Annotated in this window: 27 protein-coding genes; 25 read left to right on the top strand and 2 right to left on the bottom strand. The window is 44.2% G+C overall.

The window, feature by feature from the left end; all coding sequences use genetic code 11:
* The first annotated feature begins 1 nt into the window (after position 1).
* On the top strand, positions 2–205 hold the full coding sequence (locus Q1B03_RS15510; RefSeq protein ID WP_299743205.1) for a PspC domain-containing protein: 204 nt from the start codon (positions 2–4) through the stop codon (positions 203–205).
* Entirely contained in the window at positions 205–561 is a 357-nt protein-coding gene (locus Q1B03_RS15515; protein WP_299743207.1) for a phage holin family protein, read from the top strand. The genes Q1B03_RS15510 and Q1B03_RS15515 overlap by 1 nt, the downstream gene beginning before the upstream one ends.
* Positions 562–688: 127 nt before the next feature.
* Here the strand turns inward: Q1B03_RS15515 and Q1B03_RS15520 are convergent, their stop codons facing one another.
* Positions 689–1,369, bottom strand: a complete 681-nt coding sequence (locus Q1B03_RS15520) for an N-acetylmuramoyl-L-alanine amidase (RefSeq protein WP_299743975.1) — start codon at positions 1,367–1,369, stop codon at positions 689–691.
* Between the two features lie 251 nt (positions 1,370–1,620).
* Between Q1B03_RS15520 and hprK the strand changes: the two genes are divergently transcribed.
* The 15 genes from hprK to trxB all read left to right on the top strand — a co-directional run bounded on the left by hprK (position 1,621) and on the right by trxB (position 15,221).
* Positions 1,621–2,556 carry an HPr(Ser) kinase/phosphatase gene (gene hprK, locus Q1B03_RS15525; protein ID WP_299743211.1) on the top strand — a complete coding sequence of 312 codons (936 nt, stop codon included), beginning with the start codon at positions 1,621–1,623 and terminating at the stop codon, positions 2,554–2,556.
* Positions 2,557–2,620: 64 nt separating this feature from the next.
* Complete coding sequence (gene lgt, locus Q1B03_RS15530) at positions 2,621–3,457, top strand: prolipoprotein diacylglyceryl transferase (RefSeq protein ID WP_299743214.1); 837 nt, start codon at positions 2,621–2,623, stop codon at positions 3,455–3,457.
* 19 nt (positions 3,458–3,476) lie between these two features.
* Positions 3,477–4,442, top strand: coding sequence for a nucleoside recognition domain-containing protein (locus tag Q1B03_RS15535; RefSeq protein ID WP_299743217.1), 966 nt, complete (start codon positions 3,477–3,479; stop codon positions 4,440–4,442).
* Positions 4,414–5,064 carry a pyrophosphatase PpaX gene (gene ppaX / locus Q1B03_RS15540; RefSeq protein WP_299743220.1) on the top strand — a complete coding sequence of 217 codons (651 nt, stop codon included), beginning with the start codon at positions 4,414–4,416 and terminating at the stop codon, positions 5,062–5,064. The genes Q1B03_RS15535 and ppaX overlap by 29 nt, the downstream gene beginning before the upstream one ends.
* Positions 5,061–5,600 (top strand): DapH/DapD/GlmU-related protein, encoded by a 540-nt coding sequence (locus tag Q1B03_RS15545; RefSeq protein WP_299743223.1) that lies wholly within the window; start codon positions 5,061–5,063, stop codon positions 5,598–5,600. Before ppaX ends, Q1B03_RS15545 begins: the two co-directional genes overlap by 4 nt.
* A gap of 218 nt (positions 5,601–5,818) precedes the next feature.
* Positions 5,819–7,006 (top strand): ATP phosphoribosyltransferase regulatory subunit, encoded by a 1,188-nt coding sequence (locus Q1B03_RS15550; RefSeq protein WP_299743226.1) that lies wholly within the window; start codon positions 5,819–5,821, stop codon positions 7,004–7,006.
* The gene (gene hisG, locus Q1B03_RS15555) at positions 7,003–7,626 is read left to right on the top strand and encodes an ATP phosphoribosyltransferase (RefSeq protein ID WP_299743228.1); all 624 of its coding nucleotides are present in this window, start codon (positions 7,003–7,005) and stop codon (positions 7,624–7,626) included. The genes Q1B03_RS15550 and hisG overlap by 4 nt, the downstream gene beginning before the upstream one ends.
* Positions 7,627–7,824: 198 nt before the next feature.
* Positions 7,825–9,096, top strand: coding sequence for a histidinol dehydrogenase (gene hisD / locus Q1B03_RS15560; RefSeq protein WP_299743231.1), 1,272 nt, complete (start codon positions 7,825–7,827; stop codon positions 9,094–9,096).
* A gap of 57 nt (positions 9,097–9,153) precedes the next feature.
* Positions 9,154–9,738 carry an imidazoleglycerol-phosphate dehydratase HisB gene (hisB, locus tag Q1B03_RS15565; protein WP_299743978.1) on the top strand — a complete coding sequence of 195 codons (585 nt, stop codon included), beginning with the start codon at positions 9,154–9,156 and terminating at the stop codon, positions 9,736–9,738.
* A 3-nt stretch (positions 9,739–9,741) separates the two neighbouring features.
* Positions 9,742–10,377, top strand: coding sequence for an imidazole glycerol phosphate synthase subunit HisH (gene hisH / locus Q1B03_RS15570; RefSeq protein ID WP_299743233.1), 636 nt, complete (start codon positions 9,742–9,744; stop codon positions 10,375–10,377).
* Positions 10,374–11,108, top strand: coding sequence for a 1-(5-phosphoribosyl)-5-[(5-phosphoribosylamino)methylideneamino]imidazole-4-carboxamide isomerase (gene hisA, locus Q1B03_RS15575; protein ID WP_299743236.1), 735 nt, complete (start codon positions 10,374–10,376; stop codon positions 11,106–11,108). Before hisH ends, hisA begins: the two co-directional genes overlap by 4 nt.
* Complete coding sequence (gene hisF, locus Q1B03_RS15580; protein ID WP_299743239.1) at positions 11,102–11,860, top strand: imidazole glycerol phosphate synthase subunit HisF; 759 nt, start codon at positions 11,102–11,104, stop codon at positions 11,858–11,860. The genes hisA and hisF overlap by 7 nt, the downstream gene beginning before the upstream one ends.
* Positions 11,857–12,486 (top strand): bifunctional phosphoribosyl-AMP cyclohydrolase/phosphoribosyl-ATP diphosphatase HisIE, encoded by a 630-nt coding sequence (gene hisIE / locus Q1B03_RS15585; protein ID WP_299743242.1) that lies wholly within the window; start codon positions 11,857–11,859, stop codon positions 12,484–12,486. Before hisF ends, hisIE begins: the two co-directional genes overlap by 4 nt.
* A 125-nt stretch (positions 12,487–12,611) precedes the next feature.
* Positions 12,612–14,123, top strand: coding sequence for a tetratricopeptide repeat protein (locus Q1B03_RS15590; RefSeq protein ID WP_299743245.1), 1,512 nt, complete (start codon positions 12,612–12,614; stop codon positions 14,121–14,123).
* Between the two features lie 150 nt (positions 14,124–14,273).
* A complete protein-coding gene (trxB, locus tag Q1B03_RS15595; RefSeq protein ID WP_299743248.1) occupies positions 14,274–15,221 on the top strand; it encodes a thioredoxin-disulfide reductase in 948 nt (315 codons plus the stop codon).
* A gap of 83 nt (positions 15,222–15,304) precedes the next feature.
* On the opposite strand, the gene Q1B03_RS15600 is transcribed toward trxB, so the two are convergent.
* Positions 15,305–15,457 carry a Fur-regulated basic protein FbpA gene (locus tag Q1B03_RS15600; protein WP_299743251.1) on the bottom strand — a complete coding sequence of 51 codons (153 nt, stop codon included), beginning with the start codon at positions 15,455–15,457 and terminating at the stop codon, positions 15,305–15,307.
* Between the two features lie 182 nt (positions 15,458–15,639).
* Between Q1B03_RS15600 and Q1B03_RS15605 the strand changes: the two genes are divergently transcribed.
* The 8 genes from Q1B03_RS15605 (at position 15,640) to Q1B03_RS15640 (ending at position 23,266) form a co-directional block, all read left to right on the top strand.
* Positions 15,640–15,954: a MerR family transcriptional regulator gene (locus tag Q1B03_RS15605; RefSeq protein ID WP_299743253.1), complete on the top strand. Its 315-nt coding sequence runs from the start codon at positions 15,640–15,642 to the stop codon at positions 15,952–15,954.
* A 509-nt stretch (positions 15,955–16,463) separates the two neighbouring features.
* A complete protein-coding gene (locus Q1B03_RS15610; RefSeq protein WP_299743256.1) occupies positions 16,464–17,180 on the top strand; it encodes a GDSL-type esterase/lipase family protein in 717 nt (238 codons plus the stop codon).
* A 435-nt stretch (positions 17,181–17,615) separates the two neighbouring features.
* Positions 17,616–18,074 (top strand): 8-oxo-dGTP diphosphatase, encoded by a 459-nt coding sequence (locus Q1B03_RS15615; protein WP_113970858.1) that lies wholly within the window; start codon positions 17,616–17,618, stop codon positions 18,072–18,074.
* 48 nt (positions 18,075–18,122) lie between these two features.
* Positions 18,123–19,016 carry an RNase adapter RapZ gene (gene rapZ, locus Q1B03_RS15620; protein ID WP_044338286.1) on the top strand — a complete coding sequence of 298 codons (894 nt, stop codon included), beginning with the start codon at positions 18,123–18,125 and terminating at the stop codon, positions 19,014–19,016.
* Entirely contained in the window at positions 19,013–19,975 is a 963-nt protein-coding gene (locus tag Q1B03_RS15625) for a YvcK family protein (protein ID WP_299743263.1), read from the top strand. Before rapZ ends, Q1B03_RS15625 begins: the two co-directional genes overlap by 4 nt.
* Before the next feature lie 57 nt (positions 19,976–20,032).
* On the top strand, positions 20,033–20,977 hold the full coding sequence (gene whiA, locus Q1B03_RS15630) for a DNA-binding protein WhiA (protein ID WP_299743267.1): 945 nt from the start codon (positions 20,033–20,035) through the stop codon (positions 20,975–20,977).
* 26 nt (positions 20,978–21,003) lie between these two features.
* Complete coding sequence (locus tag Q1B03_RS15635) at positions 21,004–21,261, top strand: HPr family phosphocarrier protein (RefSeq protein WP_044338500.1); 258 nt, start codon at positions 21,004–21,006, stop codon at positions 21,259–21,261.
* 403 nt (positions 21,262–21,664) lie between these two features.
* Complete coding sequence (locus Q1B03_RS15640; RefSeq protein ID WP_299743280.1) at positions 21,665–23,266, top strand: diguanylate cyclase; 1,602 nt, start codon at positions 21,665–21,667, stop codon at positions 23,264–23,266.
* Positions 23,267–23,268 lie beyond the last annotated feature (2 nt).

Consider the following 23,268-nt stretch of genomic DNA (forward strand, 5'->3'; position numbering starts at 1 on the left):
GATGAAAAAACAATTAGCACGATCAAGGTCAAACAGAAAGCTTTCTGGGGTGATTGGGGGATTGTCCCGTTATGTGGGAATCGATGCTACGATTCTAAGGGTGATTTTCATCATCCTTCTCATTCCGACGGGATTCTTTCCTCTGGTCGTCGTATACGCTTTATTAGCCTTCGTGCTGCCACATGAGGAGGAAGCCATCAGATAATGAGATGGATTATAGGAATTTTAATCAATGCAGTAATCTTTATTGCATTAGCAGGTTTTTTCGAGGGGTTCGAAGTGTCCGGCATAGGCGCTGCTATAGGAGCGAGCTTTATCCTGTCGATCCTGAATGTTCTTGTGAAGCCCATTTTGATCATCCTGACTTTGCCGGTTACGATTTTGTCACTGGGACTGTTTCTCTTCGTCATTAATGCCATCACGTTACTCCTGACAGATGGTTTGATGGGAAGCAGCTTTGAGATATCCGGCTTTGGCATGGCTTTTCTGGCATCGATCATTTTGTCTCTTGCCAATCTGGTGATTCAAAAAACGGTCCTTGAACCTATGAAAGAGAAGTAATAAAGAAAAGACCCTGTCTCGGGCCATGAGACAGGGTCTTTTTTCGTAATGAACAAAAGCAAGCTCACAAACACTTTACGTATGTCATCGAAGCACTTAATGGTGCGTAGCACAGGTCACCGTTCTGTTACTTTGATTCTATATAAATATAAGGAGCGAATCCTGCTTTTTTTAGATGGTTTGCCAGTTGAAGGGCATTTTCTTCGTTTGAAAATGCTCCTAACTGAACTTTGTAAAGGGAGGTGTGCTCTTTAGACTTCAATTGGTAGAAGGCAACAAGGGCTTTGGCGATGGCTTTTCCACATATTTGACGGTAGGTTCTGGTTCTTAACAGGGCTGCTTCTTCACGGTTTGTCATAAACCCGCATTCAATTAAAACAGAGGGCATGTCCGTTTCCCTTAGTACATGAAAGTTGGCAAACTTTACACCGCGATCCCGTCTTTGGGTAGAGGCGACCAAGTGAGATTGAATCTCTCTTGCCAAGGCAGTACTTTTGGAAGGCTGTGTAATGTAGGCATACGTTTCAATGCCCGATGCATCGTTCCAGCCTCCTGAACCAAACGCATTTGCGTGAATCGATACAAATACATCCACCTTTAGGTTGTTTGCTCGATCCGTTCTCAATTGTAAGGGGATATCCTTTGAATCTGAGTGAGAATAGTAAACTTCCACATCATATTTTGCCAACTCATTTCTGCAAAATGCTGCGACATCCCTGTTAAATTCATACTCTCTCATTCCATCCGGTGTCCTCTTCCCCGGAGTCTCATAACCATGCCCGGCATCCAACATAATCTTCAACCTCATCATCCTCCCTTAAACGAACTTCTCACCTCTCATATATGTAAAAAGTCGTTTCAAGGGTACCGCTGAAAAGGGACGGACCTTCAAATTTCAGGAAGGAGCAGGCATATAGCTGAACCGAGAAGAGGAAATACGCATCCTTCCCCTTGTCACAAGTAAGCTGCCTTGCGCTTTTCTCTATAATTGCTAAAATAGGTTAGAGTACGAAACGTTTATAAATATGAGGCGAGTGTAACGTGAAGGAGGAGCTATTAGTGGCAAAAGTTCGCACTAAAGATATCGTCGATAAGTTTAAATTAGAGCTTGTCGGTGGAGAAGAAGGTTTACATAGACCGATCACAACAAGTGATATTTCCCGTCCGGGATTAGAGATGGCCGGTTATTTCAACTACTATCCCGCAGAGCGTATCCAATTATTGGGAAAAACCGAGTTATCTTTCCTGGATTTGCTGGATGATACAGAACGTAAGCGCCGAATGGAAGCTCTTTGTACAGATATCACGCCTGGTATCATCATCTCCAGAGACCTGGAAATCCCGCCTGAGCTAGTGGAGGCATCGAATCGATATGATGTTCCTGTCATGCGTTCTTCAATGAAAACAACACGATTCTCTTCGAGGCTCACAAATTATTTAGAAAGTAAGCTTGCTCCTACAACGGCCATCCATGGTGTATTGGTGGATATCTATGGAGTCGGAGTATTGATCACCGGAAAAAGCGGTGTTGGTAAAAGTGAAACAGCTCTGGAACTTGTGAAGAGAGGACACCGGCTTGTAGCAGATGATTGCGTAGAAATCCGTCAAGAAGACATGGATACGTTAATCGGCAGCTCTCCTGAGTTAATTGAACATCTGTTGGAAATCCGCGGCTTGGGCATCATCAATGTGATGACGTTATTCGGAGCAGGAGCTGTGCGCAATTATAAGCGCATCACACTTTGTATTAATCTCGAGCTATGGGATAAAGCGAAGCAGTACGACCGACTTGGTCTGGATGAAGAAAAAATGAGAATCATCGATACAGATATTACCAAACTAACCGTACCTGTTCGTCCTGGACGAAATCTTGCGGTTATCATTGAAGTCGCTGCCATGAACTTCCGTCTGAAACGTATGGGTGTAAATGCAGCAGAGCAATTTACAAGCCGTCTGTCTGATGTGATTGAAGATGGAGAGAATGAAGATATCTGATCCTTACATAAAACGTAAAGATGTTATCCATCACATGCTATCTAATTAATAAAGGAGAGACAAAATGAACGAGAACATTACGCCAATCGATCCCATTGCCATTTCTCTTGGGCCGATCCAAGTACACTGGTACGGTGTCATTATCGGGCTTGGGATCGCATTAGGACTCTATTTAGTCATTCGTGAGAGCAAAAGATTGGGTCTTCATCCCGATACATTCATCGATTTGCTCGTTTGGGCAATTCCTATCGCTATCATTTGTGCACGTGCTTATTATGTCATCTTTGAATGGAATGATTATTATGCCGATCACCCCGGGGATATCATTAAAGTGTGGAATGGTGGAATCGCCATTCATGGCGCATTGATCGGATCGGTTCTTACCACCATTGTTTTTGCCAAAATAAAGGGGCTGCCATTCTGGAAGCTTGTTGATATTGCGGCACCGAGTATTATTTTAGGTCAGGCAATCGGACGCTGGGGCAATTTTGTTAACCAGGAGGCTCATGGTGGAGAAGTGTCCCGTGCGTTTCTTGAAAACCTGATGCTGCCTGATTTCATTATCAATCAAATGTACATTAATGGAGCATATTATCATCCTACATTCTTATATGAGTCTCTTTGGAGTTTCGCAGGCCTGATCCTACTTCTTGTCATGAGAAGGAAAGCAAGCAGCCTCCGTCGTGGGGAACTTTTCCTTACGTATGTGGTTTGGTACTCCATCGGGCGATTCTTTGTCGAGGGATTGAGAACGGATAGTCTGATGCTGGGACCTTTACGCTTTGCTCAAGTGATATCCATTGTTCTTATTATTGGATCTCTTGTATTGTTCTTTTACAGAAGAAAAGCAGGCCTTGCGAAAAAGGCATACGATGAGAAAACGGATAGCGTAAACGCTTAACAAAAGGGGAGTAGGGAGAATGTGGATGTCATCATTGAAAAATGGCGGCCTCGTAGGATTGAAAACCACTTGGTCATTAGGGAAGGTCATCTTTCCAATCACGCTGATTGTGTTTTTGCTTCAATACACGCCTGTCCTTCCGTGGGTCATGGAGAAAATCTCTCCTTTTATGAAGCTCCTCGGTCTTTCAGGTGATGCGGCCATTCCTCTTGTATTAGGGAATTTCCTTAACTTGTATGCAGGTATCGGGGGAATCCTATCCCTTGATTTAACGGTAAAAGAAGTATTCATCATTGCGGTGATGCTCTCCTTCTCTCATAATTTGTTCATTGAATCAACGGTAGCTGCAAAAGTGGGCGTGAAGATCTGGCTGATTGTGGCGGTAAGGATCGGATTGGCTCTGCTGTCTGCTGTTGTGATCAACCTTGTTTGGAAAGGTGGAACTGATATCGCCAAGTACGGAATGATGCCTCCTCAGCAAGCCGAGCCGGATGGATGGGGAGAAATCATTCTCCTGGGAATTGAGAAAGCAGGGTTTGGTGTCCTGCAATTAGCTCTTATCGTCATTCCTCTTATGATGATTATTCAAGTGATGAAAGATTTGAAATGGATGGATGTTTTTTCACGCTGGATGTCCCCTGCCACCCGGGCACTTGGCATGAATGCAAATACTTCATCCACGATGGTAGCGGGACTCGTCATCGGGCTGGCATATGGAGCAGGAGTCATGATTCAGGCAGTAAAAGAAGATGGCGTGAGTAAGAAGGATGTCACGATTGCCTTCATCTTTTTAGTCTCATGTCACGCAGTGGTGGAGGATACGTTAATCTTTATCCCACTCGGGATCCCTGTCCTGCCCCTTCTGATCATCAGGCTGGTCACTGCGATTTTGTTAACGATGGCGGTTTCCTACATTTGGAACAGGGTAGATGCAAAGAAAGAAAAGGAGAGACATTATGAGCAGGATTACAACAATATTATTTGACCTAGACGGAACATTGATCAATACCAATGATTTAATTATTTCTTCCTTTTTGCACACATTGAATCATTATTATCCAGGACAGTACGGGGAAAAGGACGTTCATCCTTTTATGGGGCCACCATTGGAAGAATCATTTGGAGGGTTGGATCCCGATCGTGTGGAAGAGATGTGTGCCCACTACCGTGCTTATAATCATGAGCATCATGACGCACTAGTGACTGAGTTTGAAGGGGTGTATGAAACCGTTCAAGCCCTCTATGAAAATGGATATAAATTAGCGATTGTCTCAACGAAAGTCCGTGATGTTGTTTTAAAAGGGCTGGACCTTATGAATCTTCGTCCCTTCTTTGAAGTCATCATCACCCTGGACGAAGTAGAGAACGCGAAGCCTCATCCTGAACCGATTGAGAAAGCTCTCGTGACATTGGGGTCCTCGCCTGAAGAAGCAATCATGATCGGGGACAATCACCACGACATTTTAGCCGGGAAAAATGCAGGAGTGCTTTCGGCAGGTGTCGCGTGGAGTGCAAAGGGAAGAGAGCATCTGGCTCACTACGAACCGGACTTCATGCTGGATAATATGAAAGACTTATTACCGATTGTTGGAGTTCCTACTGCATGAGACGAACGACCCGCTACCCTGTAGAAGGAGCAAATTCTCTCTGGCATGTTTACAAAACCGTTCCTTTCGGGAAGGTCGTCAAAAATTTCATCGTGATTCAACTGGCAAGGTACACACCCTTTTTGGGGATGAAAAACTGGTTGTATAAGACGTTTTTGAGGATGAAGATCGGTGAACATACGTCATTTGCCCTCATGGTGATGCTTGACGTGATGTTTCCGGAGAAAATATCGGTCGGGCGTAATACGGTCATCGGGTACAATACGACGATCCTCGCCCACGAATACCTGATCAAGGAATACCGATTAGGTGATGTGGAAATCGGATCGGAAGTGATGATCGGGGCCAACACCACGATATTACCGGGTGTTCAGATTGGCAACGGAGCCATCGTATCGGCAGGAACTCTAGTACATAAAGATGTCCCGGCAGGCGCATTCGTCGGTGGAAATCCCATGAGGATCATCTATACCAAAGACGAACTTGCCGAACGCTGGCGAGAAGATGCCATCTACGGATTGAAAAGAGAAGAATAAGGGAAAAGGCAAAGATAGACTGAGTTCTATTTTTGCCTTTTTTTTTTGAAAAATCCACAAATCAAACGGTTGACGAATAAAAAAAGAAGCGCTACACTACAAATAACTTTATTTTATTAGCACATTAGCGAACTAAAGGATTTCTGAATAATCTACAATTAGTAGCAATCCCCAAATCGGGGGAAAATAGATGAATTAATACGCCAAAGGTGGTTCTTATGACTAAGTTATTTATGTTCGAGAAGCCATTGGGAATGAGAGATACATTTCCTGATTTATACGAAATCAAAGATCAGACGAAGAATAAAATGGAACAAGCGATGAAGCTCTGGGGTTACAAATTTATTGAAACTCCAAGCCTTGAATATTATGAAACGGTTGGTGAGGCATCTGCCATCTTGGATCAACAGCTATTCAAACTCCTGGATCAGCAGGGGCATACCCTCGTGTTAAGACCTGATATGACAGCGCCGATCGCCCGGATTGCCGCATCAAAATTGTTGAAAGATGAGGCACCGCTGCGACTGGCCTACTCAAATTCAGTATTTAGAGCACAACAGCGGGAAGGCGGACGTCCGGCCGAGTTTGAGCAGGTCGGAATCGAATGCATCGGCGACGACTCAGTCAGCGCCGACGCTGAAGTGATTGCGTTAATGGTATCGGTCCTAAAAGAAGCTGGATTGGAAAACTTCAAAATTTCAATCGGGCATATTGGATTTGTTCAAGAGCTGTTCACTCAGATCGTTGGGACAGAAGAGCGTGCGAATACGTTAAGAAGATACTTATATGAGAAAAATTATGTTGGATATCGCCAGCATGTCAATGAGCTCGCGCTTTCGTCCATCGATAAGCAGCGACTATTCCGTTTTCTTCAATTGCGTGGATCTGAAAATGTGATAGGAGAAGCGCATTCCCTTTTAGAGGGGGAAAAAGGGCTTAACGCTCTCAAACAGCTAAAAGACCTATGGAGTATTTTAAAAGATTATGAAGTGGAGCAATATGTGAAGTTCGACTTGAGTCTGGTGAGCCACATGAGTTATTATTCCGGGATATTATTTGAAGTGTACGGAGAAAATGTAGGGTTTGCGATCGGAAATGGGGGCCGCTACAATAAACTGCTTGAAAAGTTCGGGAAAAATTCAGGTGCGACAGGATTTGGGCTGCGTCTTGATTATGTGCTGGAAGCTATGCAGGTTCAGTTATCCTCAACCCTTCAGCAATGTGTGCTATTCAGTGATGAACGCAGGAAAGAAGCGATCCGTTTGGCTCATGAGCTGAGAAGTGAAGGAATCGAGGTTGTTCTTCAGAACTGGAAGGGCGTAGGAGACGTGGATGAGTTTACGAAGGGCTTCAGCAATGTACACTTCGTTGTGGGGCGGGACCCGAAAGGCGGTGAAACATCATGAGTTCATTAACCATTGCCATGCCTAAAGGCAGGATATTTGAAGAAGCAGTAGAACTATTAAGGAAGGCAGATTACAATCTGCCGCCTGAATTCGATGATTCGAGAAAGCTGATTATCGAAGTTCCCCAGGAAGATTTACGGTTCATCCTGGCGAAGCCGATGGATGTTCCGACATATGTAGAGCATGGAGTCGCTGATTTAGGGATTGCCGGGAAGGACGTTATGCTCGAAGAAGAACGGGACGTATACGAGCTGTTGGACTTACGGATCAGCGGCTGTTATCTGGCGGTAGCAGGACTCCCGAATACAAAGATGAGTGATGTGGCACCGAAAATCGCCACAAAATATCCGAATGTCGCATCTTCCTATTTCCGGGAGCAGGGAGAGCAAGTGGAAATCATTAAACTCAACGGTTCCATTGAGCTCGCTCCTTTGATCGGCCTCGCTGATCGCATCGTCGATATCGTCTCGACGGGAAGAACCCTGAAGGAAAATGGACTGGTGGAATACGAAACCATCGTCGACATCACCTCGCGACTCATCGTCAATCCCGTCAGCTACCGTATGAAAGACGAAAAAATCGAAGACCTCGTCACCCGGCTGACACGCATCATCGGTTAATGGGTAAGAGTGGGTAAGAGGGACGGACCTTGCCTGGAGCCCGTTAATAAAGGGATTACAACACGTATAAAGAGACTCCGAGGTTCGGAACCTTGTTCATTCACGTCAAGGTCCGTCCCTCCAAATATAGATTACATAGGGAATACGGCATCTGCTGTGGTGAGCAGGTCCGTCCCCGTCGAAGGCTGGTGAAATGGTATGAAGATTATTAAGGATATTAGCGGGGCGTCGATTAAGCGCTCGATCGATAGTGGTACGGAGGAACAGCGAAGAGCAGTTCAGGGGATTATTTCTTCTGTGCAAGAGAATGGAGATCAGGCAGTCCGTGAGTATACGGAGAAATTTGATGGGGTTCAATTAGAGAACTACAAGGTTACACAGAGTGAAATCGAGGAAGCCTTTGCTTCTCTGGATTCTGAGATGGTCTCGATCATTGAAGAAGCTGCGGATAATATCCGTGACTTTCACTTTAAGCAAAAGAGAGCCTCATGGTTTACCACCAATGAGGATGGGACGATGCTTGGCCAAAAGCTGACGCCACTTGATTCAGTAGGCGTGTACGTGCCAGGCGGGACGGCTGCATACCCGTCCTCTGTATTAATGAATGTATTGCCGGCTAAAGTAGCCGGGGTCAAACAAATCACGATGGTTTCGCCACCGGGTAAGGATGGGAAGCTATCTCCCGGCGTATTGGTCGCAGCTAAAATTGCCGGTGTGGAAGACATCTTTAAAGTTGGCGGTGCTCAAGCCGTAGCCGCACTGGCGTATGGGACTGAATCCATCACCCCTGTAGATAAAATAACAGGTCCAGGGAACATCTATGTAGCCCTGGCAAAACGAGAAGTGTTTGGCGATGTGGATATTGATATGATCGCCGGCCCGAGTGAAATCGTGATTTTGGCCGATGAACATCAACGCCCTGATGAAATTGCCGCTGACCTTCTTTCCCAAGCGGAGCATGACGTTTTTGCATCTGCCGTTCTTGTGACGAATTCGGAGACACTTGCTGAGGCGGTGTCCTCACAGGTTGAACAACAACTGACTTCCCTGCCACGTGAAGAGATCGCCCGTCAATCCATCACCGATTACGGAGTGATCTATGTGACGAGAGACATAGAGGAAGGAATAGATGTTGTGAACAAGCTCGCTGCAGAGCATTTGGAAATACTGACAGAGAAGCCAATTGAAACGATGGCCAAAATCCGTCATGCCGGAGCGATCTTTCTCGGCCGCTACAGCTCCGAGCCTGTCGGGGACTATTTTGCAGGACCGAATCACGTTCTCCCGACCAATGGGACAGCGCGTTTTTCAAGTCCGTTGAATGTAGACGAATTCATGAAAAAGACAAGTGTCATTTCATATAGTGAAACAGCACTGCGACAAAATCATCAAAAAATCGCGAAGCTTGCCCGCTTAGAGGGACTGGAAGCCCATGCAAGAGCAGTTGAGATTCGATTCGATAAAGAATAATAGGGAAGAGGGACGGACCTCACAGAGGTCCGTCCCTCCAAAAAGGAGGACATCATGGTGAGAAGTGCAGAGATTGTTCGAAAGACGAATGAGACCGATATTCGCTTGAATTTTGGGATCGATGGAGAGGGGAATTCGGAGATTAAGACGGGCGTCCCGTTTATGAGTCATATGCTGGACTTATTTACGAAGCACGGGCAATTCGATTGTGTGATCGAGGCAAACGGTGATATTGAAGTGGATGACCATCACACGACAGAAGATATCGGCATTTGCTTAGGACAGGCATTACTGGAATCGCTGGGAGATAAAAAAGGGATTAAGCGCTACGGCTCAGCAATGGTTCCGATGGATGAAGCCCTTGCCCAAGTCGTAGTGGACCTGAGTAATCGTCCGCACCTTGAGTTCCGTGCAGAACTTCCAAGTCAGAAAGTCGGGACTTTCGATACAGAGCTTGTACATGAATTCCTTTGGAAGCTTGCCCTTGAGGCGCGAATGAATCTTCATGTCATCGTTCATTATGGTCACAATACACACCATATCATCGAAGCGATCTTTAAAGCACTGGGACGTGCCCTGGATGAAGCAACCACGATCGATCCCCGGGTAAAAGGGGTTCCGTCTACGAAGGGAATGTTATAATTCATGATCGGCATTGTAGATTATGGGATGGGGAATCTGTTCAGCGTCAGTAAAGCACTCGAACGGTTGAACGTTCCTTATTATATCAGTGATCAACAAGAGGAGTTACTGAACGCAGATGGGTTGATTTTACCGGGAGTCGGAGCATTTAAAGATGCTATGAATCTTCTTGAAACCACTCACTTAAGAGACACTATCCTCACTTTTGCCCAAAGCGGGAAGCCGCTCTTAGGCATTTGTTTGGGTATGCAGCTACTGTTTGAAGAAAGCAAGGAGAATGGAGCAACAAAAGGATTGGCTCTTCTTCCGGGAGAAGTGCTTCACATCCCGAAAAAGGACAGTCAAGGAAACGCATTCAAAGTCCCTCACATGGGATGGAATCTTCTGCGTTACCAAAAAAAATCCCCCCTTTTAGATGGGTTATCAGAAGGCTATGTGTACTTCGTTCATTCCTATTATGTGCACGAAGGATCCAAAGACGTGATAGTGGCAAGTGCTGACTATGCGGGAGTTGAAATCCCTGCAGTCGTGAGCCGGGAAAATATATTTGGAATGCAGTTTCACCCTGAAAAAAGCGGTGAGCTTGGAATGAAGCTGTTAGAAAACTTTACAAAACGGGTAAAGGAGGCGGTCTCATGAGTTTTACGATTTATCCAGCGATCGATATGCGTGGCGGAAAATGCGTTCGTCTCGTTCAAGGTGACTATAATCAAGAAACGATTTATGGAGACTCTCCGTTTGATATGGCGAAGAAATTCGCCGATGAAGGGGCCGAGTGGATTCACATGGTAGATCTTGATGGGGCAAAGGAAGGCTCCCGGATCAATGATGAATTCGTGATCGCCGTTGCAGAAAAGCTGGATGCCAAGGTTCAGATTGGCGGAGGTATCCGGTCGAAAGAGGACATCGCGCACTATTTAAGCCGAGGTGTGGATCGTGTGATCATTGGAAGTATCGCCGTTTCCAACACAGAATTAGTGAAGGAATGGCTGTCGGAATATGGTGATAAGATTGCCATCGGACTCGATGCAAAGGATGGCTATGTGGCAACTCATGGCTGGTTGGAAACTTCCTCCCTTACAGCGGTGGACCTTGGAAAAGAACTGGCTGAAGCTGGTGCAGAAACATTCATCTTCACCGATATTGCCACAGACGGAATGCTATCTGGTCCCAATGTTGAAGCGGTTGTCGATCTTGCCAAACAAACGGGGAAATCAGTGATTGCGTCTGGAGGCATTAGCTCACTTGAAGATCTGAAGACTTTAAAGCAATACGAAAACCAAGGTGTCTCCGGTGCGATTTGTGGAAAATCACTATATACAGGAAAGTTCACGGTGAGAGAGGCCATAAATGAGGTGAAAACATGTTAACGAAACGGATTGTTCCGTGTCTGGACGTGAAGGATGGAAGAGTGGTAAAAGGCATTCAGTTCGTGGAGCTGCGAGATGCAGGAGACCCCGTTGAACTTGCTAAAGTGTACGATGAGCAAGGTGCCGATGAACTTGTCTTCCTGGATATTTCAGCCTCACATGAAGGACGGAAAACGATGGTGGAAGTCGTTCAGCATGTCGCTGCGGGATTGGCGATCCCTTTTACAGTAGGTGGAGGGATTAACTCAGTTGAAGATATGAAAGCCATCCTGCGTGCAGGGGCAGACAAGGTATCCCTTAATACAGCTGCCGTACTGCGGCCTGAGCTTGTCCGTGAAGGAGCGGATTATTTCGGATCTCAATGTATCGTAGTGGCCATCGATGCCAAACTTGATGAAGAGAGCAAAGGTTGGAAAGTTTATACCCATGGAGGCAGAAAGCTGAAAGACCTGGATGCCGTGGAATGGGCGAAGGAAGTAGAATCACTCGGTGCGGGAGAGATCTTGTTAACGAGCATGGATAGCGATGGAGAGAAGCAGGGGTTCAATCTGGCCCTGACGAAGGCAGTCAGCGAAGCGGTTTCGATTCCGGTGATTGCTTCAGGCGGAGCAGGAAATGCCAGGCACTTCAAAGAAGTATTCACCGAGGGCAAAGCCGATGCGGCCCTTGCAGCCTCCATCTTCCACTATAAAGAAACGAGCGTTGAAGAAGTAAAGAGCTACTTAAGAGAGCAGGAGGTGCATGTACGATGACAAATGACAGTTGGATCGCATCCGTGAAGTACGATGATAAAGGATTGGTACCTGCCATCATCCAGGACGCTTCGACAAAAGAAGTTTTAACACTGGCCTACATGAATGAAACGTCTCTCAAGAAAACGGTTGGGACAGGAGAAACGTGGTTTTACTCCCGTTCACGCCAGGAGCTGTGGCATAAAGGTGAAACGAGCGGGAACACCCAAACGGTCAAGAATATCACGTGGGATTGTGATAAAGATGCCATCCTTGTCCTCGTCGATAAACAAGGTCCTGCCTGTCATAAAGGGGAAGAGAGCTGCTTCCATGAAGGAGTGTACGGTGAGGAAAAATCATCAACAGAAAATATCCTCCTCACTCTGGAAAAACTCATTGAAAATCGTGAAATCAACCGACCAGAGGGAGCATATACAACCTATCTCTTTGAAGAAGGTGTAGACAAAATCCTTAAAAAAGTAGGCGAAGAGGCGTCAGAAGTGATCATCGCTGCGAAAAACAGGGACAGTGAAGAACTGAAATGGGAAGTCGCCGACCTGTTCTACCACGTCCTTGTATTATTAAGAGAACAAAAACTTCCACTTCAAGATGTGTTGGAAGTCCTTGTGGAACGTCATAATAAATAACCTACTGAGGGACGGACCTTCGCGCATACGCGCAAAGGCCCGTCCCTCAAAATATGGTAGTTTAGTACGGGGGTATTGTATGATATACTACTGTAGTTATACTATGAACGTTTCGGAGGACTTTGATGAGAAAAGGGTCAAAATTAGGTAGTGAACAAGCGAAAGTGTTGTCTTTTGTCCCGACTGGCGAGTATTACTACAACAAAGGGATGAAGGCTTATCAACGTCGAGAGCTTAAAAAATCATTAAAATATTTAAATAGAGCATTTCAATTAGAACCAGTAGAACCGATGATTGCCTGTCAATTATCGATTGTGTATACAGAGCTTGGTGAATACAAGCGCTCCAATGATCTATTGCATCAAATCTTGGATGATCTGGATCCAAGAATGTCAGAGTGTCATTATTTTTTGGCCAACAATTATGCCCATTTAGGCTTATTTAAAGAGGCGTACGAACAGGTTTCGGCTTATCTTGACAAAGAAGAATATGGTGAATTCGTCGAGGATGCAGAAGATTTATTAGAACTTCTGGAGCTCGATTCCGATCTGATTGTGGACGATTTATACGAGCATGATGAGCTCATCGTCCAACAGGAGAAAGCAAGAGACCTTCTTGAATCAGGACATTTTCAAAAAGCCGTGGATACCTTACAGGCGGTCATTCAAGATTATCCGGAATTCTGGTCAGCTTATAATAATCTGGCACTTGCCTATTTCTATTTAGGTGAAGTCGATCAAGCAGCTGCTACGTTGGAAGAGGTGCTGGAGAAGAATCCTGGAAATCTTCATGCCCTGTGCAATACGGCTGTTTTTTATTTCTATCAGAAGCGTCATGACGAACTGGACGAATTGATACAGGGTCTTGAGAAGGTCCGTCCCTTACTTCATGAGCATCGTTACAAGCTGGGGGCTACGTTTGCGCTTGTTGGTCATTCGAAGCGGGCGTATGATTGGTTGAAGTCCCTTCAGAAGATTGGCTTCGAGGGCGATGCGAGCTTCTATTATTGGTTGTCGTATTCTGCTTATGAAACGGGTCATGAGGATACTGCCCGTAATGCGTGGAAAAGGGTACTTGATATCAACCCGGAAAAAGAGGGACTCGAGCCTTGGAACGATCAAAAGCAGGCAGAGGGCTTTGAAAATCACGTCACATCGATTTTAAAAAAACTGCAAAGTGAATATACGGAAGAAAAGTTATTCGGTCTGTTTCTTACGTCTATTTCAGATAATCAGAGAGCCATCCTGACTCACGCAGACTTTTGTGATGTGGAGGACCTGTCGATTGTTGAAAAGGTGTATTTAGCACAAGTGTTAAACAGCAACGGAAACAGCTCGATTAAAGTGAATCAGGAGATACGGAATATGCATCAAGTGGCTCTGCACCTTTATGGGGATCACCGACCGATCACGAGCGTGGAGTCCGGATTGTTTCTTACTTGGTTTACAATTGCCTACAGAGGCATAAAAGAACGGGAAACTTTCAAGAATGCCAAAGCTTTTGCAGCGGCAACCGAATTTGTATGGAATCGGCTGCGAAATGAAAAGGTCACGAAGAAGCAGCTATGTGATCGATTCAATTTATCTGCGAGTACCTTGACAAAATACATTGCAGTCGTGGAAAGTTACCTTCCGTGAGCATATTTTTGGACGATGGGAACCTATTTTTTATAGGATAGGTGTAGGAAGTTAATACTATGGGTGGAAGGTTTAGCACCATTACGTTTACGATCCATAGTATTTAAATAAAGAACATGCTTACGACTGTTTCGGAAGGAGAATGTCATTATGTCTGAAGAAAAAATTTATGATGTAATCATTGTAGGTGCGGGCCCCGCAGGAATGACTGCAGCTGTTTATACGTCTCGCGCAAGTCTTTCAACGCTTATGCTTGAAAGAGGAGTGCCGGGTGGACAAATGGCGAATACGGAAGAAGTGGAGAACTATCCAGGCTTCGACCATATTCTGGGACCAGATCTTTCAAATAAAATGTTCGATCATGCGAAGAAATTCGGTGCGGAATACGCATACGGGGACATTAAAGAAATCGTTGACGGAGAAGACTTCAAAATCGTCAAAACCGGTTCGAAAGAATTCAAAGCGCGTGCCGTCATTATCACGACGGGTGCTGAATACAAAAAAATCGGCGTACCAGGGGAAAAAGAGCTTGGCGGACGCGGAGTATCTTATTGTGCAGTATGTGACGGAGCATTCTTTAAAGGAAAAGACCTTGTGGTCGTAGGTGGAGGAGACTCTGCTGTAGAAGAAGGGGTTTACCTGACAAGATTCGCTAACAAAGTAACGATCGTTCACCGTCGCGATGAGCTTCGTGCTCAAAAGATCCTGCAACAGCGTGCCTTTGATAATGAAAAAGTTGATTTCATCTGGAACCACACAGTGAAAGAAATCAACGACAAAGATGGCAAAGTAGGCAGTGTGACCCTTGTTTCTACAGAAAATGGAAAAGAGACAGATTTCCAAGCAGATGGTGTCTTCATCTACATCGGAATGCTTCCACTGACAAAACCATTCGCTAACCTTGGAATCATCAACTCTGAAGGTTATATTGAAACAAACGAACAAATGGAAACAAAGGTTCCTGGAATCTTTGCAGCCGGAGATGTCCGCGAAAAACAACTCCGCCAAATCGTTACCGCAACGGGTGACGGAAGTATCGCCGCTCAAACGGCTCAGCATTATATCGAAGAGCTAAAAGAAAAAGTTAAAAACGGTTAATAAGTAAGCCTTACGAGAAGGAGAGACTTTTCGTAAGGCTTTTTTTGTTTTATTAGGGTAAGAGTGTAGGATCAGTACATGAGTTATTCCCTCTTATGTTTGTTAAAAACATACACCAGTTCCGACAACGTCAGCTTCTTCAATCCTTCATCACATGGCTTGTAAACACCAGCTTCTACTAACCGACGAATAAATTGCTGCCTCTCTCGTTCAACGGCTTCACGTAAAAATGGCATGCGTGTTCACTCCTTTTGGATTCTTATCCATAGTGTAAAGGGAATGAATGTGGAAATCTTCTAGTTTGTAAAGTTTTCTTCCAATTTAGAATTCTTTGTGAGGTTTTCTAACATAATAGTCCAAATCCGTTAGAGGGACATGTATAATCAAGATATTCCCTGCCTAGGAGGATGAGGAGAGCGTGGAAAATGAACCTTCCTATAAGGATAAAAAAGTGATATCAATCGGTGTCGTGAGTGAATTGACCGGATTAACCGAGAGGAAGATCCGTTATTACGAAGAGAAGAATCTGATCTTTCCACAGCGTTCGAATCGAGGCTATCGCAAATACTCCTTTTCCGACGTAGAACGATTAATGGATATCGCCGACCAGCGAGAAGAAGGGGTCACGACAAAGGAAATCAAACATGAATTATCCAGAAAAGAGAGAAAAGAAGCAAAGCAGAAAATGATAAGGGGCCAGCTCAATGCGCGGTTTGGAGTTCAGAAGAAATAAGGGGGACGGACCTCTGGAGCGGAGATCGTTCGTTTTTGACGGGGTTTTGTGAATCTGCAAAGTGTGTATTAGGGTATATGATGCTTTGTGTGTGGTAAAAAAAGTAAAATGGCTGGATTTTTCCTGATTTCGGCCGGATTAATCCCAAAAACTGCTGTATTTTTATCGATTTCGGCTCTATTATTAACAAAAGCGGCCGGATTTTTTCAACTAAACCTCAATGAATACCCTATACCGCATAGGGTACTACCGCTCATAAAGGGAAAATCCGTGAGGACCAAGCCAACAATAGACTCATGCCGTGTAAAGTGAACTTAGACTCATGCAATAGCCATCTACAAGACAATTTCTACATCCAAAAAACGCCCCTCGACACGAATAAGAAAAGAAATGAAAAACGATTCGATCGTCAGGAAACTTCCAAAAATAAACAGGATTACAACCCTCTAAAAAGGGAATAACCAACATTATGAAAGTCATCCTGGTTTTTTCGGAAGGTCGGATCATGAATGAAAATATGGAAAATCGTTTCTTTAGTAGCGTTGTTTGCCCTTATTCCCATCGTGTATTTTAGTTTTTATGCCGATGAGACCCAATCATCATCCAAGAAGCGGGTAATCGCATTGGGAGATTCCCTGACATATGGATATGGTGATAAACAAGAAGCGGGTTATATTGGACGGTTGGAAGAGAAAGTAAATAAAGAGCATACAAAGATATCTTATAGCTTTCAAAACCTCGGAGTACCGGGGCAGCAATCGGATCAGCTCTTGGGACAGATTGTGAAACCAGAGGTAGCAGAGGATTTAAGTGAAGCAGATGTCTTTATTATAAACATCGGGACCAATGATTTGATTAAAAACAATGGTGGAGACTTATTTCCTCTTCATCATGATAAGATTGTTGAGGCGAAGAAGGATTATCTCGACCATTTGGATAAAATCTTAAATATCGTTGGAACAGCCAATAAAGAAGCTGACATCATCGTGTTAGGTTTATACAATCCATATCCAGATAAAGATAGTGATAAAATCGAGGCATACGTGGATGATTGGAATGAATCCATGATGAAAGAAGCGGAGAAACATGAGAACGTGAAATACGTCTCCACCAATCCCTTATTTAAAGGGAAGTCCAAGGAAAACTATTTCCATGATTCTCTTCATCCAAATGGTAAAGGATACGAACTACTTGCAGATCAAATCATGAAAAACTATGAATTCTAACCCTGAAATGACAATATTCAACAGAATCTATGAAGTTTCGTAAATCCTGTTGTTATACATTAACAATTCCGTAATACCGTTTTAAATCTGTTGTAACACTAGTGAAACAATTTTCGGGTAATATAGAAAATAAGAAATTGACCCCCTTTTAAGTAATAAATCCCGTTGACGACACAGGACTCGCCTGTGTCTATTTTTTTTTGCTTTTTTTTCCCTGTTATAGTGCCTCCGATGTGCCTGTACCTATTATTTACAATTCCCCATGATGTCAAAACATGTCCCAATATCTTTCGATTTCAATCGACAACCTTCAAACAGCAAGCCAAGACATTGTAGCTTGTCTTCAATCATAGTATAATATAAGGAATGAGAATGACTGAAAGTGGGACTAATGTATTCATTGGCTCCCTAATCATCAAGATTGAGGTGAAGGTAGTGCAACGTGTCACAAATTGTTTATATCTGGATGGAGACAAGGTGCTCCTTCTCCAAAAGCCAAGAAGGAATTGGTGGGTCGCTCCAGGTGGGAAAATGGAGTCCGGCGAATCGATCAGGGATGCTGTCATTCGTGAGTATCGTGAGGAAACGGGCATCTATTTAAAGAATCCTGATTTGAAAGGTGTCTTTACGTTCATTATTAAAGAAGGCGATCAGATTAAATCGGAGTGGATGATGTTTTCTTTCTTTGCAACCGAAGCGGATGGGGTCAACCTTCAGGAATCGGAAGAAGGTAAGATTAAATGGCATCCGATCGAGGATATTAAGGACCTTCCGATGGCTGAAGGAGATTATCATATTCTGGACTACCTCTTACACGGAAAGAATACGATTTATGGAACGTTTACCTATACTCCTGATTTCAAGTTATTGTCTTATCGATTAGATCCAAGTTGATCAACAAACTTTTCAAATACAACATTACGATAAAAGCGGGGGAAGAGTATGAGTACAGGTTCTACAAACGATGTTCAATTAGTAATCATAACAGGGATGTCCGGAGCTGGTAAAACCGTTGCCATTCAGAGCTTCGAGGATTTAGGATTTTTCTGTGTGGACAATCTGCCGCCAACTCTCCTGCCAAAGTTTTTGGAACTGATGAAAGAGTCCGGTAATAAAATGAATAAGGTCGCGCTCGTTATGGACCTAAGGGGAAGAGAATTTTTTGACCATCTTTTTAAAGCATTGGACGAATTGGCGGAAACCTCCTGGGTGACACCGCAGGTTTTATATCTTGATGCAGATGATTCCTCTCTTGTCAGACGATACAAGGAAACACGACGTTCTCATCCGCTGGCTCCTTCAGGTTTGCCTCTTGAAGGAATTCGTCAGGAGAGAGAGCTCCTTGAAGAGTTAAAAGGTCGTGCGCAGTTAATTTATACAACTTCAACCATGAAGCCCAGAGAGCTTCGGGAAAAGATTCTAACGGAATTCTCGGTGAATAAAAAGACGATTTTCACGGTGAATGTCGTGTCTTTCGGTTTCAAGCACGGTATCCCGATAGATGCCGATTTGGTGTTTGATGTACGCTTCCTGCCAAATCCGCATTATATTGATCATATGCGGCCGAAAACGGGGTTGGATGAAGAAGTGTCCACCTATGTGCTGAAATGGAATGAAACGAATAAATTCATCGAGAAAGTGACCGATTTACTGTCGTTCATGCTTCCACAATACAAGCGTGAAGGAAAGAGTCAGCTTGTGGTCGCGATTGGATGTACAGGCGGGCAGCATCGATCGGTTGCGTTGGCAGAGTATCTTGGCCATCATTTTGAAAAGGACTATCAAACGAAAATTTCTCATCGAGATATTCAGAAGAGAAAGGGTCTAACAACATGACACATACACCCAAGGTCGTCGTGATCGGAGGAGGAACGGGCCTACCCGTCCTTCTTCGTGGATTAAAACGACACCCTATCGATATATCGGCCATTGTCACTGTCGCTGATGACGGTGGCAGCTCAGGTCGTTTGCGTGACAGCTTGGATATTCCTCCTCCGGGAGATATACGGAATGTCCTGGCTGCTCTTTCAGAAGTGGAGCCACTGGTGGAACAAATGTTTCAGCATCGTTTTGAAACAACGAATGAACTTTCCGGTCATGCTTTAGGAAACCTGATTATCGCTGCCCTTGCTTCCATTACAGGTGATTTTGTTCATGCGATTCAGGAAATGAGCAGAGTATTGAATGTGAAGGGGAAGGTTTTGCCTTCGGCGAATCAAAGTGTCATCTTAAAGGCGGAGATGGAGGATGGAACGATTGTCACTGGAGAATCGGCCATTCCGAAAGCCGGGAAGAAGATCAAACGGGTCTTCTTAAAGCCGGATAGCATCAAGCCATTGGGAGAAACCTTAAGGGCCATTAAGGAAGCCGATTTAATTGTGATGGGACCGGGAAGTCTATATACTAGTATTTTACCGAATCTCCTTGTTCCAGGGATTGGCGAAGCGGTATGCCGGGCGAAAGCGAAGAAGATGTATATCTGCAACATCATGACCCAGGCGGGTGAAACACTGGACTATTCAGCAAGTGACCATGTGAAGGCTTTATACGATCACCTGGAAACGCCAAGCATTGATTATATCTTAGTCAACAAAAAGCAGGTACCGAAAGAGGTGCAGGCCCGATATAATGAAGAACAAGCGAGTCCCGTTCACTTTGATATGGAAAAATTAAGGTCCATGGGCTTAGAAGTGATTGCAGAAGAGATTCTCTCCTATGACAACCATCTTGTTCGTCATAACACGGAGAAGGTCGCTGATATCATTTATTCTTATCTTAAAAAATCAACCAGATAAACTACGAAAATTTCTTTTGTATAAGGTTGTGCAAGCGTTTGCTAGGAGGTGATGGGGATGTCGTTTGCGTCCGAAACGAAAAAAGAATTAACCAACATTGAAGTAAAAGATTGTTGCGCGAATGCAGAATTATCCGCGTTGATTCGTATGAATGGTTCATTGTCATTCTCGAATCAAAAGCTCGTCGTCAATATTCAAACCGAAAACGCCGCCATTGCCAGGAGAATCTATACATTGATCAAAAAGGGATACGACACCCCGGTAGAGCTATTAGTGCGGAAGAAGATGCGGCTAAAGAAAAACAATGTCTACATTGTACGAATCAAAGAAGATTCAAAGATGATTCTCGAGGATTTGAAAATTCTAGGTGAGGGTTTCACCTTTATTCATAATATATCGGAAGACTTAATCAAGAAGAAATGCTGCAGACGTTCATATTTAAGGGGAGCGTTCCTTGCAGGAGGCTCTGTTAACAATCCGGAAACCTCATCCTATCACTTAGAAATTTTTTCTCTTTATTCTGAACACAACGATGCGTTGTCCGAGCTGATGAATTCCTTCGGGTTGAATAGTAAAACCCTTGAACGAAAAAAAGGCTTCATTACGTATTTGAAGGAAGCAGAGAAAATCACGGAGTTTTTGAATATCATCGGGGCCCACAATGCCTTGCTCCGATTTGAGGATGTACGGATTGTCAGGGATATGAGAAATTCCGTTAATCGTCTTGTAAATTGTGAGACGGCTAATTTAAATAAAACCATCGGTGCTGCTTTAAGACAGGTCGAAAACATTAAGTTTATTGAAAAGCATGTAGGATTACAGGTATTACCCGATAAACTAAGAGAAATCGCAGAATTACGAGTGAATTATCAAGACGTTACATTGAAAGAACTAGGGGAAATGGTGTCAGGCGGCACCATCAGTAAATCAGGGATTAATCACCGCTTAAGGAAAATTGACCAGCTTGCTGAGAAACTCAGAGCGGGAGAGAAGATGCAATAATTAAGGGCAAAGGGAGAGAAATGATTATGGTGGAAAAACAAGTGGAAGTGAAATTGAAAACAGGTCTTCAGGCACGTCCGGCGGCATTATTCGTTCAGGAGGCGAACCGCTTCTCATCTGAAATCTTCTTAGAAAAGGATGGGAAGAAGGTAAATGCAAAAAGCATCATGGGCTTAATGAGTTTAGCCATTTCTACAGGTTCTGCCATTACGTTAGTAGCGGACGGAAGTGACGAAGAAGAAGCATTGGTTGCACTGGAGAGATTTGTACAAAAAGAAGCATAGATCTACTTGATAAAAAGCCGATGACCGGGGAGTGGTCATCGGCTTTTTTTATTGGATTTCTGATGTGGCGCGATTACGTACGTGGCCGTTCTGCTTACCATGGACTCCGCTTTCTCTGTGAGTAATACCCGCACAAGATGATTTCACCCGAGGCAAACACCAGGTGAAAAATTAAACCTTTTTCCATAAATGTTCAACTTTAAGATGGAAGAATATTTGCTTTTTTGTTACATTGTACTTTTAAGGTGAAATGGATAAAAAGACACATATTATTTCCAGTCTCCACCTATTAAACTAGAAAACACGAGAGTATAATATAATGAGTTTGGAAGAAAAGAATAAAAAGAAAATGAAGGCAGTATGAATGTAAAAAACGCTGACGATAAAGGAAGACGATGCCGGAATGGAAAAATACACAAAGCATTTCTTTAATAATATTCGAAAAAAATTGCAAGAGTGGGAAACAGCCGTCGCCATCCCCCATGAAGAGGTGTACAGGTTCATCCACTCGTTGGCTGGATCAGCTTCGGTCCTTGGCTTACATAAAATCGGGGATAGGTCCCGCGAATTGATGGACCGGTATGAGGAAAAAGAAGGCCGGACGTGGACGATTTCGGAAGTGAAGGAAGAACTGTTCGATATCATCCAGTACTGTTATCAATATGAGGAGGAATCAATCGGAGTATTACCAGGTAAACAAAGCAGGTCTGGGGAAGAACCTGTTATATTACTCATTGATGATGATACGTCCTTCCTTATGTACATGAAGGAAGAGCTGGAGAAAATCGGGTGGTATGTCGTCCCTATCGCCAACCCTGATAAGGCGATCATATCCTACTATGATGTGAGGCCGGATTGTGCCATCATCGATATTTATATGGACGGTACGAACGGATTCGAAGTCCTGGATTTTTTCAAGAAGAAGTTGAAGCAGCAATTCATTCCTACTGTCATGGTGAGTGGGGAGAACAGTAAGGAAGTCCGTATGAAAAGCTATCAGATGGGAGCCGATGATTTTATTGCAAAACCATTTGAGCTTGATGAGTTTATTGTCCGTGTAGAGAGGCAGATGGAACGGAAGAAACAGATGGAAGAGCTTGTACTGATCGATGAATTGACCCTGGTTTATAATCGTAAATACCTGAGTCAGGCTTATGCTCAAGTGCAAAGTAATTGGGCGAGGACCGGGGACTCGTATTGTTTGGCCGTCCTTGATTTAGACTATTTCAAAGGAGTGAACGACCGGTACGGCCATCTTGTTGGGGATCAAGTCTTAAAGAAATTTGCCTCACAGCTAAAGTCCGAAACAAGAGTTCAGGACACTGTCTTTCGCTTTGGGGGGGAAGAATTTGTCGTATTGTTCCCTAATACGTCTATAAAAGAAGCGTGTACTCTTGTCGATGATATACGTAAGAGGTTCAGTCAATTGAAGTTTCAGGCAGAGTCTGACTTTTTCTGTACCTTCTCAGCAGGGGTCACAGAAATTGCTGATCCGACGAAGCCTTTCGATACATGGCTTAAGCTTGCCGATCAGGCCCTTTATGAGGCGAAAAGCAGCGGCAGGAATATTGTGAAGATGGATGGGAAAGCAAGTGAGCATACTCCTCATAAAACGATGAAAATTGCCATTGTCGATGATGATCCAATCATCCGGACGGTGATGATGGACATCGTGTCGAAGCTGCCGGGTGAGCAGCATATTCAGTATGACATCCAGACATTCAAAGATGGGGCCGCTTTTATAGAGTCAGAGTGGCATATGACAAACCCTTGTCTGGTGATATTAGACGGGGTGATGCCGAAGATGGATGGGCTTGAAGTATTGGAGCGCCTCCGTTCAAGGAGTGATTCCGATCGCTACAAGGTGCTCATGCTGACATCCCGGAGGAGCGAAAAGGACATTTCAAGATCCCTTCAGCTTGGAGCGGACGATTATATGACGAAGCCGTTTAAACTATTAGAGCTTGAGGCCCGTTTGGGTCAAATGCTAAAAAGGATGAGATAGAA

The sequence above is a fragment of the uncultured Rossellomorea sp. genome, from assembly GCF_947488365.1.
Classification (GTDB): domain Bacteria; phylum Bacillota; class Bacilli; order Bacillales; family Bacillaceae_B; genus Rossellomorea.

What these genes read in the sequence shown, in the direction of transcription:
- Q1B03_RS15510 (WP_299743205.1), top strand. Translation starts at nt 2, where the DNA reads ATGAAAAAACAATTAGCACGATCAAGGTCAAACAGAAAGCTTTCTGGG.
- Q1B03_RS15515 (WP_299743207.1), top strand. Translation starts at nt 205, where the DNA reads ATGAGATGGATTATAGGAATTTTAATCAATGCAGTAATCTTTATTGCA.
- Q1B03_RS15520 (WP_299743975.1), bottom strand. Translation starts at nt 1,369, where the DNA reads ATGAGGTTGAAGATTATGTTGGATGCCGGGCATGGTTATGAGACTCCG.
- lgt (WP_299743214.1), top strand. Translation starts at nt 2,621, where the DNA reads ATGAACGAGAACATTACGCCAATCGATCCCATTGCCATTTCTCTTGGG.
- Q1B03_RS15535 (WP_299743217.1), top strand. Translation starts at nt 3,477, where the DNA reads ATGTGGATGTCATCATTGAAAAATGGCGGCCTCGTAGGATTGAAAACC.
- ppaX (WP_299743220.1), top strand. Translation starts at nt 4,414, where the DNA reads ATGAGCAGGATTACAACAATATTATTTGACCTAGACGGAACATTGATC.
- Q1B03_RS15545 (WP_299743223.1), top strand. Translation starts at nt 5,061, where the DNA reads ATGAGACGAACGACCCGCTACCCTGTAGAAGGAGCAAATTCTCTCTGG.
- Q1B03_RS15550 (WP_299743226.1), top strand. Translation starts at nt 5,819, where the DNA reads ATGACTAAGTTATTTATGTTCGAGAAGCCATTGGGAATGAGAGATACA.
- hisG (WP_299743228.1), top strand. Translation starts at nt 7,003, where the DNA reads ATGAGTTCATTAACCATTGCCATGCCTAAAGGCAGGATATTTGAAGAA.
- hisD (WP_299743231.1), top strand. Translation starts at nt 7,825, where the DNA reads ATGAAGATTATTAAGGATATTAGCGGGGCGTCGATTAAGCGCTCGATC.
- hisH (WP_299743233.1), top strand. Translation starts at nt 9,742, where the DNA reads ATGATCGGCATTGTAGATTATGGGATGGGGAATCTGTTCAGCGTCAGT.
- hisA (WP_299743236.1), top strand. Translation starts at nt 10,374, where the DNA reads ATGAGTTTTACGATTTATCCAGCGATCGATATGCGTGGCGGAAAATGC.
- hisF (WP_299743239.1), top strand. Translation starts at nt 11,102, where the DNA reads ATGTTAACGAAACGGATTGTTCCGTGTCTGGACGTGAAGGATGGAAGA.
- hisIE (WP_299743242.1), top strand. Translation starts at nt 11,857, where the DNA reads ATGACAAATGACAGTTGGATCGCATCCGTGAAGTACGATGATAAAGGA.
- Q1B03_RS15590 (WP_299743245.1), top strand. Translation starts at nt 12,612, where the DNA reads ATGAGAAAAGGGTCAAAATTAGGTAGTGAACAAGCGAAAGTGTTGTCT.
- trxB (WP_299743248.1), top strand. Translation starts at nt 14,274, where the DNA reads ATGTCTGAAGAAAAAATTTATGATGTAATCATTGTAGGTGCGGGCCCC.
- Q1B03_RS15600 (WP_299743251.1), bottom strand. Translation starts at nt 15,457, where the DNA reads ATGCCATTTTTACGTGAAGCCGTTGAACGAGAGAGGCAGCAATTTATT.
- Q1B03_RS15610 (WP_299743256.1), top strand. Translation starts at nt 16,464, where the DNA reads ATGAAAATATGGAAAATCGTTTCTTTAGTAGCGTTGTTTGCCCTTATT.
- rapZ (WP_044338286.1), top strand. Translation starts at nt 18,123, where the DNA reads ATGAGTACAGGTTCTACAAACGATGTTCAATTAGTAATCATAACAGGG.
- Q1B03_RS15625 (WP_299743263.1), top strand. Translation starts at nt 19,013, where the DNA reads ATGACACATACACCCAAGGTCGTCGTGATCGGAGGAGGAACGGGCCTA.
- whiA (WP_299743267.1), top strand. Translation starts at nt 20,033, where the DNA reads ATGTCGTTTGCGTCCGAAACGAAAAAAGAATTAACCAACATTGAAGTA.
- Q1B03_RS15635 (WP_044338500.1), top strand. Translation starts at nt 21,004, where the DNA reads ATGGTGGAAAAACAAGTGGAAGTGAAATTGAAAACAGGTCTTCAGGCA.
- Q1B03_RS15640 (WP_299743280.1), top strand. Translation starts at nt 21,665, where the DNA reads ATGGAAAAATACACAAAGCATTTCTTTAATAATATTCGAAAAAAATTG.